The sequence below is a fragment of the Rhodococcus jostii RHA1 genome (assembly GCF_000014565.1).
GTDB lineage: Bacteria > Actinomycetota > Actinomycetes > Mycobacteriales > Mycobacteriaceae > Rhodococcus_F > Rhodococcus_F jostii_A.
This window is the reverse complement of sequence record NC_008268.1, coordinates 1,299,658-1,315,048: the sequence shown is the minus strand read 5'-3', so window position 1 is coordinate 1,315,048 and position 15,391 is coordinate 1,299,658. Positions and strand designations below refer to the sequence as shown.

Here is a 15,391-nt window from a genome sequence, read left to right as displayed (position 1 = left end):
CGTGGCGGCGACGGTCTTCTTCCTCGACCCGCTGCCCGAGGTGGGGAGCACCGCGGTCCTGGACGGCCCGGAGGGCAGGCATGCCGCGACGGTGCGCCGGATCGGTGTCGGGGAGCGGATCGTGCTGGCCGACGGCCGGGGTGGTCTTGCCGACACCGAGGTGACGGCGGCCGCCAAGGACCGGCTCGAACTCACCGTTCACAAGCGTCGTCAGGTGCCGGCACCGTCGCCGAGTGTGACTGTGGTGCAAGCGCTTCCGAAGGCGGAGCGATCCGAGTTGGCGGTCGAGCTGGCCACCGAGGCCGGCGTCGACGCGATCGTGCCGTGGCAGTCCTCACGGTGTGTGGCGCGGTGGGAGGGCCCCAAGGTCGAAAAGGGTGTCGCTCGCTGGCGCAGCGCGGCTCTCGCCGCCGCCAAGCAGTCCCGGCGGGCGATCGTCCCCGAGGTGTCGGAACTGCACCGCACCGCAGAAATGCTCGCCGTCGTCCGTGAGGTGGTCGGCCGGGGCGGTGTCGTCGCCGTGCTGCACGAGGCGGCCACCCAGGGCCTCGCCGAGCTTCCGCTGCGCTCGGCGGCCGAGATCGTGCTCGTCGTCGGCCCCGAGGGCGGTATCTCCGAGGAGGAGATCACTGCGCTGACGGACGCCGGCGCCGTCCCGGTGTTGCTCGGCCCGCACGTTCTGCGGACCTCGACCGCCGCGGCCGTCGCGCTGGGCGCCATCGGAGTCCTCACGGACCGCTGGGGCGCGGCCCCGCTAGCCTGACTGTCCGTGGACCGCATTCGCATCGCGTACGGAACCGAACCGCAGCAGTTCGGGCACTTCTACCCGCCCGAGGTGCCCGTGGCCACCGCGGTCCCGGTGGTGATGGTCGTCCACGGCGGCTTCTGGAGCGGGAAGTACCACCTGAACCTGGGCACGAGCTTCGCGGTCGACCTCGCCCGCCACGGCGTCGCCGTCTGGAACATCGAATACCGCAGGCTCGGTGCGGGCGGCGGGTGGGACGAGATGTCCGCCGACGTCGTCGCCGCGCTCGACGCGATCGCCGGTCCGGTTGCCGAGCAGTCGCCCGTCCCGTTCGACCTGTCGAAGGTCCGGGTCGTCGGCCACTCGGCCGGCGGACAGCTCGCGGTGTGGCTCGCCGGGGAGAAGCGGACGGCGGTCCGGCCGGAGCGGGTCGTCTCCCAGGCAGGCGCCCTCGACCTCGCATCCGCGGGCGAGCGTGGCAGGCGGATCGGCTACATCGAGGATCTGCTCGGCGTCCCCTTCGACGAAGATCCCGACCGGTACCGCGCCGCGTCCCCACTGCACCGCATCCCGGCCGGGGTGCCGGTGGTGTGCGTCCACGGCACCGAGGACGCGCAGGTTCCGGCGAAGGTCAGTGTGCGGTACAGCGAGGCCGCGCGGGCGGCCGGGGACCCGGTCGCGCTGCACGTCGTCGAGGGCGAAGACCACTACGCTTTCCTGAACCCCGAGACCGACTGTTGGAAGATCTCACGGGACGCCCTACTGTCCGACACCGGCGAGTTCTGAACTGAGGTCGCCGGATTCCGGCGTCACCGGGCGTCCGGGCAGGACGATCGCGGCCCCGATGCCCTGGCCGTACCCGCGGCGTCCAGGAGTGCCGGGAGGCGCTCGGCGCGGGTGACCGATCGGTGACCGGTTCCGCATGCTGTGTGTCGTTCGCCGGCCGCGAACTCGACGACCAGCGCATCCAGATCTCCTCGGGGTGGTGCGCGACCGGGAGGTGCGGGTCGTCGAGCGTGGCAGCGTTCCTGGGTATTCTCGTCGTACCTCTCGCGGAATCGATGACGATGACCCTGCTGGACCAGGCGAATTCCGGCGAAGTGCAGGATTCGGGGGAGTCGTTCGCGGTCGCGTATCTCGCGGTGCTCGGGCTGACGCCGGCCGACGGTGCCCGCGTCGTGGACGAGGCGCGGCACTGGTTGCGCGAGCATCCGGACGTCCCGAAGTCGTGACGGCGTCACGTAATCGGGTGGGCGCTGTGACCTGCGAGCGATAGACTTCCCTCATCGCGACGACCGTCGTGACCGACCAGGAACCGGGAAGAAGGCCATATTCCTCACGTGAGCGAACAAGACCAGAACGGCGAGACGTTCGGCGCCACGCGTCCGGCGGAACGCACCGTGCGTTCGAGTATCGATCTCCCACCCGAAACGGTCCCGCCTCTCCTCGGTTCTTCCGACGAGAATCTGCGCGCTCTCGAACGGGTCCTGGACGCAGACATCCATGTACGCGGCAACGCCGTCACACTGACGGGACGGCCCGGCGACGTCGCGCTCGCCGAACGCGTCATCGCGGAACTGGGCTCCATCGTCGGTCGCGGGCAGCCGCTGACCCCCGACGCTGTGCGTCGCACGGTCGGCATGCTCACCCAGGGGGTGAGCGAATCGCCCGCCGAAGTCCTGACCCTCGACATCCTGTCGCGGCGCGGCAAGACGATCCGGCCGAAGACGCTGAACCAGAAGCGTTACGTCGACGCGATCGACGCGAACACCATCGTGTTCGGCATCGGGCCCGCCGGCACCGGCAAGACCTACCTCGCCATGGCGAAGGCGGTGCAGGCCCTGCAGACCAAGCAGGTGTCGCGGATCATTCTCACCCGCCCCGCGGTCGAGGCGGGGGAGCGGCTCGGGTTCCTGCCCGGCACGCTGCACGAGAAGATCGATCCGTACCTGCGCCCGCTGCACGACGCACTCCACGACATGATGGACCCCGAGGCCATCCCGAAGCTGATGCAGTCGGGTGTCATCGAGGTGGCGCCGCTGGCATACATGCGTGGTCGCACACTCAACGACGCGTTCATCATCCTCGACGAGGCGCAGAACACCACCGCCGAGCAGATGAAGATGTTCCTCACCCGACTGGGCTTTGGCTCCAAGGTCGTCGTCACCGGCGACGTCACGCAGGTGGACCTGCCGGGCGGTGCCCGGTCCGGGCTCCGCGCGGCCACCGAGATCCTCGGTGACATCGACGACATCTACTTCGCCGAACTCAACAGCAGCGACGTGGTCCGGCACCGGCTGGTGTCCGACATCGTCGACGCGTACGAGCGTTTCGAAGCGGACCGGGACGGCAAGGTCGAGCTCGGGAACCGCGCACAGCGTAGAGCGGCGCACTCGCGTTCTCCACGACGGTAGGGTGAGTGTCGCCGGAACCAGGAGGAAGCGACACACATGAGCATCGAAGTCTCGAACGAATCGGGCATGGACGTCTCCGAAGAGGAGCTGATCAGCGTTGCCCGCTTCGTGATCGCGAGGATGGACGTGCACCCCGCGGCCGAGTTGTCGATGGTCCTCGTGGACTCCGCCACCATGGCCGACCTCCACATGCGGTGGATGGACCTGCCCGGTCCCACCGACGTGATGTCGTTCCCCATGGACGAGCTCGAGCCCGGCGGTCGCCCGGACTCGCCCGAGCCCGGACCGTCGATGCTCGGTGACATCGTGCTGTGCCCGTCCTTCGCCTCGGACCAGGCCGACAAGGCCGGTCACCCGCTCGCTCACGAACTCGCTCTGCTCACCGTGCACGGTGTGCTCCACCTCCTCGGCTACGACCACGCCGAACCGGAGGAGGAGAAGGAGATGTTCGGCCTGCAGAACCAGTTGCTCGAAGACTGGTACGAGGATCTGCGCAGGGCCGAACGCGACGCCGCACTCGCTGCCCGGGATCAGAAGCTGCTCGGCAAGGCCGGCTTCTTCGACTCACCGGACCAGTAACCGCCACGTGAAGGGTCTTCTGTGAGTAGCGCCATCGCGCTGATCGTCCTCGCGATCGTCCTCGTCCCGCTCGGTGGTGTCTTCGCCGCCGTCGATTCCGCACTCAACACGATCTCGTCCGCGCGCGTCGAGGAGATGGCGAAGGAGGATCGCCCCGGAGCCACCCCGCGTGCTCCGCATCCTGTCGGATCGCCCGCGTTACGTGAATCTCATGGTGCTGCTGCGCATCCTGTGCGAGATCACGGCCACGGTGGTGCTCGTCGGTGGCCTGTCCGATCTCCTCGAGCCCGTGTGGGCGCTCACGTTCACCGCGATCATCATGGTGCTCGTCGACTACGTGGTGATCGGGGTCGGCCCCCGGACGCTCGGTCGCCAGCACGCCTACTCGATCGCGTTGATCACGTCGTTTCCGCTGCAGGTCATCGGAACTCTGCTCGGCCCGATCAGCCGCCTCCTGATCCTGATCGGTAACGCGATCACCCCCGGTAAGGGATTTCGCAACGGCCCCTTCGCCTCCGAGATCGAACTGCGCGAACTCGTCGACATGGCGCAGGAACGCGGCGTGGTGGCCGACGAGGAACGCCGAATGATCCAGTCGGTGTTCGAACTCGGCGACACGTCCGCCCGCGAGGTGATGGTGCCGCGCACCGAGATGGTGTGGATCGAGAGCGACAAGAGCGCCGGACAGGCGACGTCGCTGGCTGTCCGCAGCGGACATTCGCGGATCCCCGTGATCGGGGAGAACGTCGACGACGTGCTCGGGGTGGTGTACCTCAAGGATCTCGTGCAGGAGACGTACCACTCGCGCGACGGCGGACGCAGTGTCCGCGTCGGCGACGTGATGCGGCCCGCCGTGTTCGTGCCCGACTCCAAGCCCCTCGACAGCCTGCTCGCCGAGATGCAGCGCGACCGCAACCACATGGCCTTGCTGGTGGACGAATACGGCGGAATCGCCGGGCTCGTCACCATCGAGGACGTCATCGAGGAGATCGTCGGTGAGATCGCCGACGAGTACGACCAGGACGAGACACCGCCCGTCGAGGATCTCGGCGACGGCATGTACCGGGTCTCCGCGCGACTGCCGATCGAGGATCTCGGCGAACTGTTCGGCATCGAGGTGGAGAACGACGAGGTCGAAACGGTCGGCGGGCTCATCGGTTACGAACTCGGCAGGGTGCCGCTACCGGGGTCGGAGGTCGTCTCGCACGGTCTCGTCCTGCGCGGCGAGGGCTCACCCGACGTGCGCGGGCGGGTGCGCATCAGCACGGTCTTCGTGCAACGCGCGCCGATCGACGAGGGCGACGACAGTGGCGACGGCGACCGGGAGGACGGCGATGACTGAACTGGGCGACGAAGACACCAAATTGGTCGTGCTGGCGCGAGGAGCGTTCGGCCGCACCGGAAGTGGTCAGGGCGCCGCTGTCCGCGATCTCGACGGCCGCACCTACTCGGCGGGCGCGGTCGCGCTGGCGGCGCTGTCGCTGACCGCGCTGCAGGCGGCCGTCGCGGCGGCGGTGTCGAGTGGCGCCGAAGGTTTCGAGGCCGCAGTCGTGATCGGCGGCGCCCCGGAAGACCCGGGCATCGCCGCACTACACGAAGTCAGTGCGCAGGCGGCCGTCGTCTTCGCGCGAACCGATGGATCCGTGATCGAGGAGGAACATGAGTAAAACCGAATTCCGTTCCGGATTCGTCTGTTTCGTCGGACGGCCCAACACGGGCAAATCCACGCTGACCAACGCGCTGGTGGGCAGCAAGATCGCGATCACGTCCTCGCGTCCGCAGACCACCCGCCACACCATCCGCGGCATCGTGCACCGCGACCACGCGCAGCTGATCCTCGTCGACACCCCGGGTCTGCACCGCCCCCGGACGCTCCTCGGCCAGCGCCTCAACGACCTCGTGCGCGACACCTACTCCGAGGTCGACGTGATCTGCCTGTGCATCCCGGCGGACGAGAAGATCGGCCCCGGCGACCGGTGGATCGTGCAGCAGGTCCGTCAGATCGCGCCGAAGACCACGCTCATCGGCATCGTCACGAAGATCGACAAGGTCAGCAAGGACATGGTCGGGCAGCAGTTGCTGGCCGTGTCCAAGCTCCTCGGTCCCGAGGCGGATGTCGTGCCCGTCTCCGCCGCCTCCGGTGAGCAGGTGGAGGTGCTCGTCGACGTCCTCGCGTCGAAGATGGAGGAGGGCCCGGCGTTCTACCCGGACGGCGAGCTCACCGACGAACCCGAAGAGACGCTGATGGCCGAACTCATTCGCGAGGCCGCACTCGAGGGGCTCGGCGACGAACTGCCGCACTCCCTGGCCGTGGTCATCGAGGAGATCATCCCCCGCGAGGGACGCACCGAGAAGCAGGGCGAACTGCTCGACGTCCACGCCCTGCTCTACGTCGAACGCCCGTCCCAGAAGGGCATCGTGATCGGCAAGGGCGGCGCGCGCCTCCGTGAGGTGGGGACCAAGGCCCGGCTGCAGATCGAGAAGCTGCTCGGCACCAAGATCTTCCTCGAACTGCACGTCAAGGTGGCCAAGGACTGGCAGCGCGACCCGAAACAGCTGGGCCGCCTCGGATTCTAGGCGGCTGCGCCACCCGTGCGTGGTGAACGAGTCCTGAGGCTCGTCAACCACTCACGGGGCGGCGGCCCTGAGCAGAAGGAGCACCGACGTCGCGAAGTCGTGATCGCCGTCGCTTCCGGTCGCGAGTCTCCTGAGCTGCAGGCCGGCGATGGTCGCGACGATGGTCGGGGCCACGGACGCCGCGTCCGGGACGCCGAGGGCGGTGAGGATCGTCGCCGTCAAATCGTCGTATGCGGCGAAGCATTCGGCGGCGGCCTGACGCAGCTCGTGGTCGCGTCCCGCCTGGATGTACAGCTCGAACGGGGCGATCCGCTCGGCGGAGAACGCCAGGTCCTTCGCGACCTTACCGGTGAGCGCGGCGGCGTCCTCGAGGCTCAGCCCCTTGTCCCGGTACCCCTCCGCCAGCTCCGACAGCCGCTGCGTCTCCTCCGTCACGAACCCGGACAGCGCGGCGCGCAACAGGTCCGTCTGCGTGGGGAAGTGGTACGTGATGGAGCCGAGCGACACGCCGGCCTGCGCGGCGATCCGCCGATTGGTCACGCCGGGAATGCCTTCCGTGCCGACGATGTGCAGTGCCGCCGCGAGGATGCGGTCACGAACGTCCGTCGAAGCCACCGGTCACCACCACTTCTCGGGGCGTTCGAGGTCCCACCGCAGCACCGACTCCAACTGGGCCGCAACCGACACCAGCAGCGGCTCGGCACCGTCGTGACCCATCAGCTGGGCTCCGGTCGGCAGGTTGCCGGACGTGAACCCGGCCGGCACGTTCACGCTGGGCCAGCCCAGTACGTTCCACGGCCACGCGTACGGGCAGACCGCGGTGATCACCTTGTCCGTGGCCCACGAGCTGATGCCGTCGATCCCCTCGACCCTCGGTGGGGGAGTCGCGGTGGTCGGGGCGAGGACGAGGTCGTACTTGTCGAAGATCGCGCCGACCCGTCGCTGCATCCTCGGCTCGGCGGCGCGCGCGGCGCGTAGCGGTGCCCCACGCAACAGTCGCCCGGTCCGGGCGTTGCCCTTCGTGCGGGGGTCGACGAGTGACGGGTCCGGGACCTTCCGCACCCAGTCGTCGATGCCGACCATCGACCGCGGGAGGAAGCCGAGCCCGAACATGATCCCGTAGTCGGGGTCGTCCACCACGACGCGATGCCCGAGCTTGCGCAGCGCCTCGGCGATCCGTGCGACGCCCTGGCGGACCTCGGGATGCAGCGTGGTGGGGGTCGCGGTGAACGGGATCCGCAGCGACAGCGCGATCCGCAGCGGTCCGGGGTCGCGGCCGACGGCGTCGCTGACGGTGACCGGCGCGGGCGTATGCAGGTCGCCCTCGTGCGGTCCGGATGCGACGTCGAGGAGCAGCGCCGCATCGGCGACCGTCCGGGCCAGCGGGCCGTTGACGGTGAGGCCGTAGAACGCCTCGGCTGCAGGCCAGGTGGAGATTCGGCCGCGCTGAGGCTTGATCCCGACGAGGTTGGTCCAGGCGGCCGGGATGCGGATGGACCCGGCGCCGTCCGAGCCGATCGCCGCGGCCACCACACCGGCGGACACGGCCGCCGCGGCGCCGCCGGACGACCCTCCGGGGGTGTGGTCACCGTTCCAGGGGTTGCGGGTGTACCCGAAGGCGGGACCGCCGGTGAGCGGCCACTGTCCGAGCTCCGGACTGTTGGTCTTGCCGACGACGACGGCGCCGGCGGCGCGCAGCCGTCGCACCAGCTCGGAGTCGCGCGCCGCGGGCGGGAAGTCGCCCGGGCACCCGAACGCGGTCGGCTCGCCGGCCACGTCGACGTCGTCTTTCACGGCGATCGGGACCCCGAGGAGCGGCAGGCGCTCACCGGCGGCGATCCGGCGGTCGGCCTCGGCGGCTTCGGCCAGTGCCTTGGTCCGGCGGATCACCTTGAACGCGTTGAGCGTCGGCTGGCTCGCGTCGATGCGGTCGAGGGCGGTGCGGGTGGCCGCCACCGACGTGGCGGCGCCGGAGGCCAGCGCCTGCGCCTGCTCGACGAGTCCCGGGGGCCGATCCCCGTCGTTGTCGCGTTGCCGTCGATCGTCCAGTTGTCCCGCGCTCATGTCGCCCCTCCCCGTGACTGTTCGTTCGAACGAACAGTATCAGCCGAGGTGTCGCCGGACCACCCTCCCGATCGCCTCGGCCGCCCCGCGAGCCTGCGATTCGGGGAGCCGGGCGTACCCGCAGACCAGCCCCCGCGGTCCGCCCGGTGTGGTGCGGTAATCGGCGAGGCTCGGGACCGTCACACCGTGGTCCTGCAGCTCAGCCGACACGGCGACGTCGTCGACGGAACCGGGCAGCGTGAGGACGACGTGGAGACCGGCCTCGATGCCGGCCAGCCCGACACCGTCCGTGTCGACCGCGGACAATTGCTGCTGCAGTGCGGCGACGAAGGCCGCCCGGCGGGCCGAGTAGGTGCGGGAGGCGCGGGCGAGGTGCCGCGACAGCGCGCCCGAGTCGATGAAATGCGCCAGCGCGAGGGCCGTGGTCGCGCAGCATGCCTCACCGCTCGCGTCGAGGGCCCGGACGAGTCCCGGCCGGAGCGCCGGAGGCGCGATCACCCACGCCACGCGGATCGAGGGAGTGAGGATCTTCGACGCTGTGCCCACGTACGCCACGCATTCCGACCCGCGGTCGATGCTGCGCAGGGCTGGCAGTGCCGACACGTCGTAGCGGAACTCGCCGTCGTAGTCGTCCTCGATGATCACCGTTCCGGAGGCCGCGGCGTCGGCCACGAGCCGGGCCCTGCGGCTCACCGGTATCCGGGCTCCCATCGGATACTGATGGGCAGGCGTGCAGTAGGCCGCGGCGTCGGTGGCGCGCAGCAGGGCGGGGTCGAGGCCGTCGCCGTCCACGGACACGCTGCGCGTCCGAACCCCCGAACCGTCGAGGACGGTGCGGGCCCGGCTGTAGCCGGGCTCCTCGAACACCACGTCCCGGCCGCGGAGTCCTGCTGCGGTCACGAGGGTGCGGAGCGCAGCGGCGACTCCGGGAACGATCACCAGTTCGTCGGGGCCCGCCGCGATCCCGCGGGTGCGGCGTAGATGTTCCACGAGGGACCGTCGCAACTCCGGGTGTGCGTCCGGGCCCGGGACGTCCGAGGTCACGGCCGCGGCGGCGGCCGACCGCCACGCCCGGCGCCAGTCGACGGTGGAGATCAGGGCGGGATCGGGGTGGCCCGGAGTGAGATCCCACAGCGCCGCCGGTGTTCCCGGGGCGGCGGAGGAGGCCTGATCCGACGTTCGGGTGATCGTGTGCGAGGCGACGTGTGCGCGGGCCGCGACGTCGGCGCCGGGTGCGATCCGGGTGCCGGACCCGGCGCGGGCGTTCGCGTATCCGGACGAGCAGAGTTCGTCGTAGGCGTCGACCACCGACGCCCGCGCGACTGTCAGGTGTTCGGCCAGCGCCCGCGAGGAGGGCAGTGGGTCGCCGGGTCGCAGGCGACCCACGCGGATCTCGTCGAGGATCGACTCCGCGATGCGATGCCGCAGCGGCGCGTCGGTGTCGGGGAGCCGCAACGTCAGGTGCAGTTCGGGGCTGATCCGGGGCATGGTCCCGACAATACTGGTCTGTCGATAATGATGATTGTGGATCTGGAGGATGATCCACATTAGGGTGAGGATGGTCTCGTGGACAAGATCATGAGATACCCCGACCGTGCCCGCACCGAACGCGCGCAACTCGACGCCGTCCTCGACGCCGCGCCGATGGGCACCCTCGCCACCGTCGTCGACGGGCTGCCATGGGCCGTGCCGATGCTGTACGCCCGCGACGGCGACAGGATCCTGCTGCACGGCTCCACCGGGGCCGGTGCGCTGCGGCAGGTGGCGGCGGGCGCGCCTGCGGTGCTGTGCGTCGCGATGCTCGACGGAATCGTCGTCGCGGACACCCTGTTCGACTCGTCCGCCAACTACCGTTCGGCGGTGGTGCGGGGCAACCTCGTCACCCTCGGCGAAGACGAATCCGCCGACGCACTGAACGCGCTGTCGGACGTGCTGATCCCCGGCCGCAGCACGGAGGTCCGGGGGCACCGGCGCAAGGAACTCGCCGCGACACTGGCCCTCGCCCTCCCGATCACGCCGGGCCAGTGGACCGTCAAGGTGCGGGACGCACCGCCGGGCGAACCCACGGAAACCAGCAGCGCGTGGGCCGGCGTGGTCCCGGTTCGGTCGGTCGCCGGTGCGCCCGTCCCGGCACCGTGGGTGGCGAGCGGCACACCCGTGCCCGCGTCCGTGTCGCGGCTGACCCGGACCGCGTAAGGAAAGCGTCAAGAGCCGGAGGAGTCCCGTAAGCGCTTCGTCAGCGCCGCCTCTTTCGCCGAGATCCGGCGTGATGCTGGCATGACACCCCACAACCGTGGGGTGTCATGCCTGCGCTGAACCGCAGGATCAGTACGAAGAGGGATCCTCACATGGCCGATGTGGCCTACGTCGCGCTCGTCGTCGGCGGATTCGCCTGTTGCGCGCTCGTTCTCCGTGCCCTGCAGACCGGACGCGTGAAATGACGGGCGCCGGAATACTCGCGGTCGCGCTGGTCACGATCGCCGCAGCGCTCGTCGTGTACCTCCTGATCGCGCTCATCGACCCGGAGCGGTTCTGATGACGCCTGCCCTGGCGGCCGGACTGCAGGTCGCCTTCGTCCTCGCCGTCCTCGCGGTCGCCTACGTGCCGGTGGGCGACTACATGGCGCGCGTGTACGAATCACGCCGTCACCTGCGGTTCGAATCCGTCCTGTACCGCCTGTGCCGCATCAACCCCCACACCGAGCAGACCTGGTACGGCTACGCGGGCAGCGTGCTGGGATTCTCTACGGCGAGTGTGCTGTTCCTCTACGCGCTGCAGCGCATCCAGGGCGTGCTGCCGCTGTCCGGGGACCTCTCCGGGGTCAGTCCCGCGGTGGCGTTCAACACGGCCGTGTCGTTCGTGACGAACACCAACTGGCAGTCGTATGCGCCCGAGACGACGATGAGCAACCTGACCCAGCCGGTCGGGCTCGCTGTGCAGAACTTCGTGTCCGCAGCGGTGGGCATGGCCGTCGCGGTGGCGCTGATCCGCGGATTCGTCCGGGTGTCGCGCGGCGGTGAGATCGGCAACTTCTGGGTGGACCTCACCCGGGGCAGCCTGCGTATTCTGCTGCCGTTCTCCTTCGTGATCGCGCTGATCCTGCTGAGCCAGGGCGTGATCCAGTCCTTCCACCCGGGCTTCGCGTCCACCGGTCTGGACGGCAACTCCGTCACCAACGCACTCGCGCCCGTCGCCTCGCAGGAAGCGATCAAGGAACTCGGCACCAACGGCGGCGGGATTCTCGCCGCCAATTCAGCGCACCCGTTCGAGAACCCGACGCCGGTCAGCAACATCGTCGAGATCCTCGCGATCCTGCTGATCCCGGTCTCCCTCACCCGCACGTTCGGCACCATGGTCGGCGATCCTCACGACCGAGCGAGCGAGGTGTCCGGGCACCGCCAGGGGCTGACCCTGCTCGCCGTGATGGGCATCCTGTGGGGATCGCTCCTCGCGGTCACGCTGGCCGCGGAGTCGGGTCGGCGCGGCGTCGCCGCCACCGCCGCGGGCGCGATGATGGAGGGCAAGGAGGTGCGTTTCGGAATCCCGGGAACGGCACTGTTCGCCGTGAGCACCACCGGAACATCCACGGGCGCAGTGAATTCGGCGCACGACAGCCTGTCGCCGCTCGGCGGCGGAGCCGTTCTGCTCAACATGCTGCTCGGCGAGATCGCGCCGGGCGGTGTCGGCACGGGGCTCTACGGAATTCTCGTCCTCGCCCTGATCGCCGTCTTCGTCGGCGGACTCCTCGTCGGCCGCACACCCGAATACCTCGGCAAGAAGCTGCGGCAGCGGGAGATCACCCTCGCCGCCCTGTCCGTGCTGGTGATGCCGGCGCTCGTCCTGATCGGGACCGGGATCACCGTGATCCTGTCCTCGACCACCGGTTACCAGGGCAACAGCGGCGACCCCGGAAGTCCCGGATCCATCCACGGGTTCTCGGAAGTGCTGTACGCGTTCGCGTCGGCCTCGAACAACAACGGCAGTGCGTTCGGCGGGCTGACGGTGACGAGCGACTGGTTCCAGACCGCTCTCGGCCTGTGCATGCTGTTCGGCCGGTTCCTGCCGATCATCTTCGTCCTCGCGCTCGCCGGATCCCTGGCGTCGCAGAAGAAGACGGCCGCAGGCGCCGGAACCCTGCCGACGGCGGGCCCGATGTTCACCGGGCTCCTCACCGGCACCGTCGTGCTCGTCGCGGCGTTGACATTCTTCCCGGCCCTCGCGCTGGGACCGATCGCGGAGGCTCTGCAGTGAGTGTGAACGTGACCAGTCGTCTGGAGAACGAGGCGGCGACCACGACGACCGATGCCGGCCACGACCCGGCGCCCGTGAAGGCGGGAATCTTCAGCCCCGCCCAGCTGGTGACGGCGCTACCGGGCGCCCTGCGCAAACTCGACCCCCGGCACCTCGCCCGCAACCCGGTGATGTTCGTGGTGTTCGTCGGCTCCGTCGTCACCACCGTCATGGCCGTCGCCGACCCGTCCGTGTTCTCCTGGGCCGTCGCCGCCTGGCTGTGGTTCACGGTGCTGTTCGCGAATCTGGCCGAGTCGGTCGCGGAAGGCCGGGGCAAGGCGCAGGCGGCGAGCCTGCGGAAGGTGAAGCAGGACACGGTCGCCCACCGGATCGCGGCGAGCGGCCGGGTGGAGTCGGTGGCGGGTACCGAACTCACCGTCGGCGACCGGGTGGTCGTCGAGGCGGGAGAGGTGATACCCGGCGACGGTGACGTCGTCGACGGCATTGCGACCGTGGACGAGTCGGCCATCACCGGCGAATCGGCGCCCGTCGTCCGCGAATCCGGTGGCGACCGGTGTGCCGTCACCGGTGGCACGACCGTGCTGTCCGACCGGATCGTCGTGCGCATCACCGCGGCCCCCGGACAGTCGTTCGTGGACCGGATGATCGCCCTAGTGGAGGGGGCGGCGCGGCAGAAGACGCCGAACGAGATCGCGCTGAACATCCTGCTGGCGTCGCTGACGATCATCTTCCTGCTGGCCGTCGTCGCGATCGGCCCGATGGGCCTGTACGCGGGCCAGGAGCAGGATCCGATCAAGCTGATCGCGTTGCTGGTCTGCCTGATCCCCACCACGATCGGGGCCCTGCTGTCGGCCATCGGCATCGCCGGGATGGACCGACTGGTGCAGCGGAACGTCCTGGCGATGTCGGGGCGGGCGGTGGAGGCTGCCGGCGACATCGACACCCTGCTGATGGACAAGACCGGCACCATCACGTTCGGCAACCGGCAGGCCACGGCCCTGCATCCCGCACCGGGGGTTTCCGCGATCGAGTTGGCCACGGCCGCACGGTTGTCCAGTCTCGCGGACGGCACGCCCGAGGGTCGCAGCATCGTGGACCTGTGCGCCCGCGACTTCGGGTTGGACCCCGCACCGTCCGAGGCGGAGAGAGCGGCGGAGTTCGTGCCGTTCACGGCGCAGACCCGGATGAGCGGACTCGACATCGACGGCGCCCGGATCCGCAAGGGCGCGAGCGACGCGGTGCTGACCTGGGTGCGGGCGCTCGGCGGACGCGCGGCGTCCGCGGTCACCGACAGCGTGAACCGGATCGCGCAGGCCGGGGGAACCCCGTTGGTGGTCGCCACCGTCCGCGGAGACGCAGCGACCGTCCTCGGCGTGATCGCGCTGTCGGACGTGGTGAAACCGGGTATCGCCGAGCGGTTCGCGGAACTGCGGGCCATGGGGATTCGCACGGTGATGATCACCGGCGACAACCCGTTGACGGCGAAGGCCATCGCGGCCGAGGCCGGAGTCGACGACTTCATGGCCGAGGCGACACCCGAGGACAAGCTCGCGCTGATCCGCAGAGAACAGGAGCGCGGCCGGCTCGTCGCGATGACCGGGGACGGCACCAACGACGCCCCGGCGCTGGCCCAGGCGGATGTCGGGGTGGCGATGAACACCGGCACGTCCGCGGCGAAGGAAGCCGGGAACATGGTGGATCTCGATTCGGATCCCACCAAGCTCATCGAGGTGGTGGAGATCGGCAAGCAGCTTCTCATCACCCGCGGTGCGCTCACCACGTTCTCGCTCGCCAACGACCTGGCCAAGTACTTCGCGATTCTTCCCGCCCTGTTCAGCGGCATCTATCCGCAGCTGAACACGCTGAACATCATGCGGCTGGCCACCCCGGAATCCGCCATCCTGTCGGCGGTGATCTTCAACGCCGTGGTGATCGTCGCGCTGATCCCGTTGTCGCTGAAAGGCGTTCGCTACCGTCCGTCGTCGGCGTCGACGCTGCTGGGCCGCAACCTGCTGATCTACGGCCTCGGCGGTGTGATCACACCGTTCGCCGGTATCTGGCTCATCGACCTCGTCGTCCGTCTCGTTCCCGGAATTGGGTGATCCCGCATGCGATTTCTCATCGGGCTGCTCCGGCAGACCTGGGCCGGACTACTCGTCCTGCTCGCACTCACGGCAGTCCTCGGTGTGCTTTATCCCGCCGCAGTGTGGGGGGTGAGCAGGATCGGCGCCGGAGCGGCCGAGGGGTCTCCGGTGCGCGACAGCACCGGGTGCGTCGTCGGGAGCCGGTGGGTCGGTGTCGACCCGCAGGTGCCTGCGGGGGAGCCGGATCCGTTCTTCCACCACCGGGTCACCGGGTCGGTGGCCGAACAGGATCCGTTCGCGACGGGCGACCCCGCCTCCGCCCTGCCCACCAACCAGGGGCCGAGCAGTGAAATCCTGGCGACGTTCATCGCCGACCGGCGGGCGGCGATCGCCACCCGGGAAGGGGTGGACCCCGCCGTGGTACCGCCCGACGCGGTCACAGGATCCGGCTCGGGCATCGACCCGCACATCAGCCCCGCGTACGCGGCGTTGCAGGTGCCGAGGGTGGCCGCGGAGAACGGTCTCAGCGAGACCCGGGTCCGGCAACTCGTCGACGAGAACACCGAGGGAAGGCAACTCGGCTTCCTCGGTGAGGAACGGGTGAACGTCCTCGAACTGAACCTGGCCCTCGGCCTGACCGCTCCTGAGTGCACGGCCCCGACCGCTGGTGGATGATG

15 protein-coding genes and 1 pseudogene are annotated in these 15,391 nt (G+C 69.6%); 13 read left to right on the top strand and 3 right to left on the bottom strand.

All coding sequences use genetic code 11. From position 1 onward, the window contains the following. Position 1: 1 nt before the first annotated feature. From RHA1_RS06035 to era, 8 genes and pseudogenes are all read left to right on the top strand, one after another. Positions 2 to 763 carry a 16S rRNA (uracil(1498)-N(3))-methyltransferase gene (locus tag RHA1_RS06035; protein WP_009473954.1) on the top strand — a complete coding sequence of 254 codons (762 nt, stop codon included), beginning with the start codon at positions 2 to 4 and terminating at the stop codon, positions 761 to 763. A 6-nt stretch (positions 764 to 769) separates the two neighbouring features. Continuing rightward, positions 770 to 1,531: an alpha/beta hydrolase family protein gene (locus RHA1_RS06030; protein WP_011594326.1), complete on the top strand. Its 762-nt coding sequence runs from the start codon at positions 770 to 772 to the stop codon at positions 1,529 to 1,531. Between the two features lie 122 nt (positions 1,532 to 1,653). Further along, complete coding sequence (locus RHA1_RS06025; RefSeq protein WP_011594325.1) at positions 1,654 to 1,977, top strand: hypothetical protein; 324 nt, start codon at positions 1,654 to 1,656, stop codon at positions 1,975 to 1,977. A 108-nt stretch (positions 1,978 to 2,085) separates the two neighbouring features. Further along, on the top strand, positions 2,086 to 3,159 hold the full coding sequence (locus RHA1_RS06020) for a PhoH family protein (RefSeq protein ID WP_009473950.1): 1,074 nt from the start codon (positions 2,086 to 2,088) through the stop codon (positions 3,157 to 3,159). Between the two features lie 36 nt (positions 3,160 to 3,195). Beyond that, complete coding sequence (ybeY, locus tag RHA1_RS06015; protein ID WP_009473949.1) at positions 3,196 to 3,738, top strand: rRNA maturation RNase YbeY; 543 nt, start codon at positions 3,196 to 3,198, stop codon at positions 3,736 to 3,738. 21 nt (positions 3,739 to 3,759) lie between these two features. Continuing rightward, positions 3,760 to 5,080: pseudogene (locus RHA1_RS06010) on the top strand (hemolysin family protein). Beyond that, positions 5,073 to 5,405, top strand: coding sequence for a cytidine deaminase-like protein (locus RHA1_RS06005; protein ID WP_011594323.1), 333 nt, complete (start codon positions 5,073 to 5,075; stop codon positions 5,403 to 5,405). Before RHA1_RS06010 ends, RHA1_RS06005 begins: the two are co-directional and overlap by 8 nt. After that, complete coding sequence (gene era, locus RHA1_RS06000; RefSeq protein ID WP_011594322.1) at positions 5,398 to 6,315, top strand: GTPase Era; 918 nt, start codon at positions 5,398 to 5,400, stop codon at positions 6,313 to 6,315. The genes RHA1_RS06005 and era overlap by 8 nt, the downstream gene beginning before the upstream one ends. A 51-nt stretch (positions 6,316 to 6,366) precedes the next feature. Here the strand turns inward: era and RHA1_RS05995 are convergent, their stop codons facing one another. Genes RHA1_RS05995 through pdxR form a run of 3 tightly spaced genes read right to left on the bottom strand, consistent with a single transcriptional unit; the run spans position 6,367 to position 9,927 of the window. Further along, positions 6,367 to 6,930 carry a TetR/AcrR family transcriptional regulator gene (locus RHA1_RS05995; protein WP_011594321.1) on the bottom strand — a complete coding sequence of 188 codons (564 nt, stop codon included), beginning with the start codon at positions 6,928 to 6,930 and terminating at the stop codon, positions 6,367 to 6,369. Between the two features lie 3 nt (positions 6,931 to 6,933). Further along, the gene (locus tag RHA1_RS05990) at positions 6,934 to 8,379 is read right to left on the bottom strand and encodes an amidase (RefSeq protein WP_011594320.1); all 1,446 of its coding nucleotides are present in this window, start codon (positions 8,377 to 8,379) and stop codon (positions 6,934 to 6,936) included. Between the two features lie 39 nt (positions 8,380 to 8,418). Further along, positions 8,419 to 9,927, bottom strand: a complete 1,509-nt coding sequence (gene pdxR / locus RHA1_RS05985; protein WP_041811154.1) for a MocR-like pyridoxine biosynthesis transcription factor PdxR — start codon at positions 9,925 to 9,927, stop codon at positions 8,419 to 8,421. 18 nt (positions 9,928 to 9,945) lie between these two features. On the opposite strand from pdxR, the gene RHA1_RS05980 reads away from it, so the two are divergent. From RHA1_RS05980 to RHA1_RS05960, 5 genes are all read left to right on the top strand, one after another. Further along, positions 9,946 to 10,575, top strand: a complete 630-nt coding sequence (locus RHA1_RS05980; protein ID WP_011594318.1) for a pyridoxamine 5'-phosphate oxidase family protein — start codon at positions 9,946 to 9,948, stop codon at positions 10,573 to 10,575. Positions 10,576 to 10,816: 241 nt separating this feature from the next. Beyond that, a complete protein-coding gene (locus RHA1_RS05975; RefSeq protein ID WP_041811152.1) occupies positions 10,817 to 10,915 on the top strand; it encodes a potassium-transporting ATPase subunit F in 99 nt (32 codons plus the stop codon). Then, a complete protein-coding gene (gene kdpA, locus RHA1_RS05970) occupies positions 10,915 to 12,630 on the top strand; it encodes a potassium-transporting ATPase subunit KdpA (protein WP_011594316.1) in 1,716 nt (571 codons plus the stop codon). The genes RHA1_RS05975 and kdpA overlap by 1 nt, the downstream gene beginning before the upstream one ends. After that, positions 12,627 to 14,732 carry a potassium-transporting ATPase subunit KdpB gene (kdpB, locus tag RHA1_RS05965; RefSeq protein ID WP_011594315.1) on the top strand — a complete coding sequence of 702 codons (2,106 nt, stop codon included), beginning with the start codon at positions 12,627 to 12,629 and terminating at the stop codon, positions 14,730 to 14,732. The genes kdpA and kdpB overlap by 4 nt, the downstream gene beginning before the upstream one ends. A 6-nt stretch (positions 14,733 to 14,738) precedes the next feature. Further along, positions 14,739 to 15,389, top strand: coding sequence for a potassium-transporting ATPase subunit C (locus RHA1_RS05960; protein WP_011594314.1), 651 nt, complete (start codon positions 14,739 to 14,741; stop codon positions 15,387 to 15,389). The last annotated feature ends 2 nt before the right edge of the window (positions 15,390 to 15,391 follow it).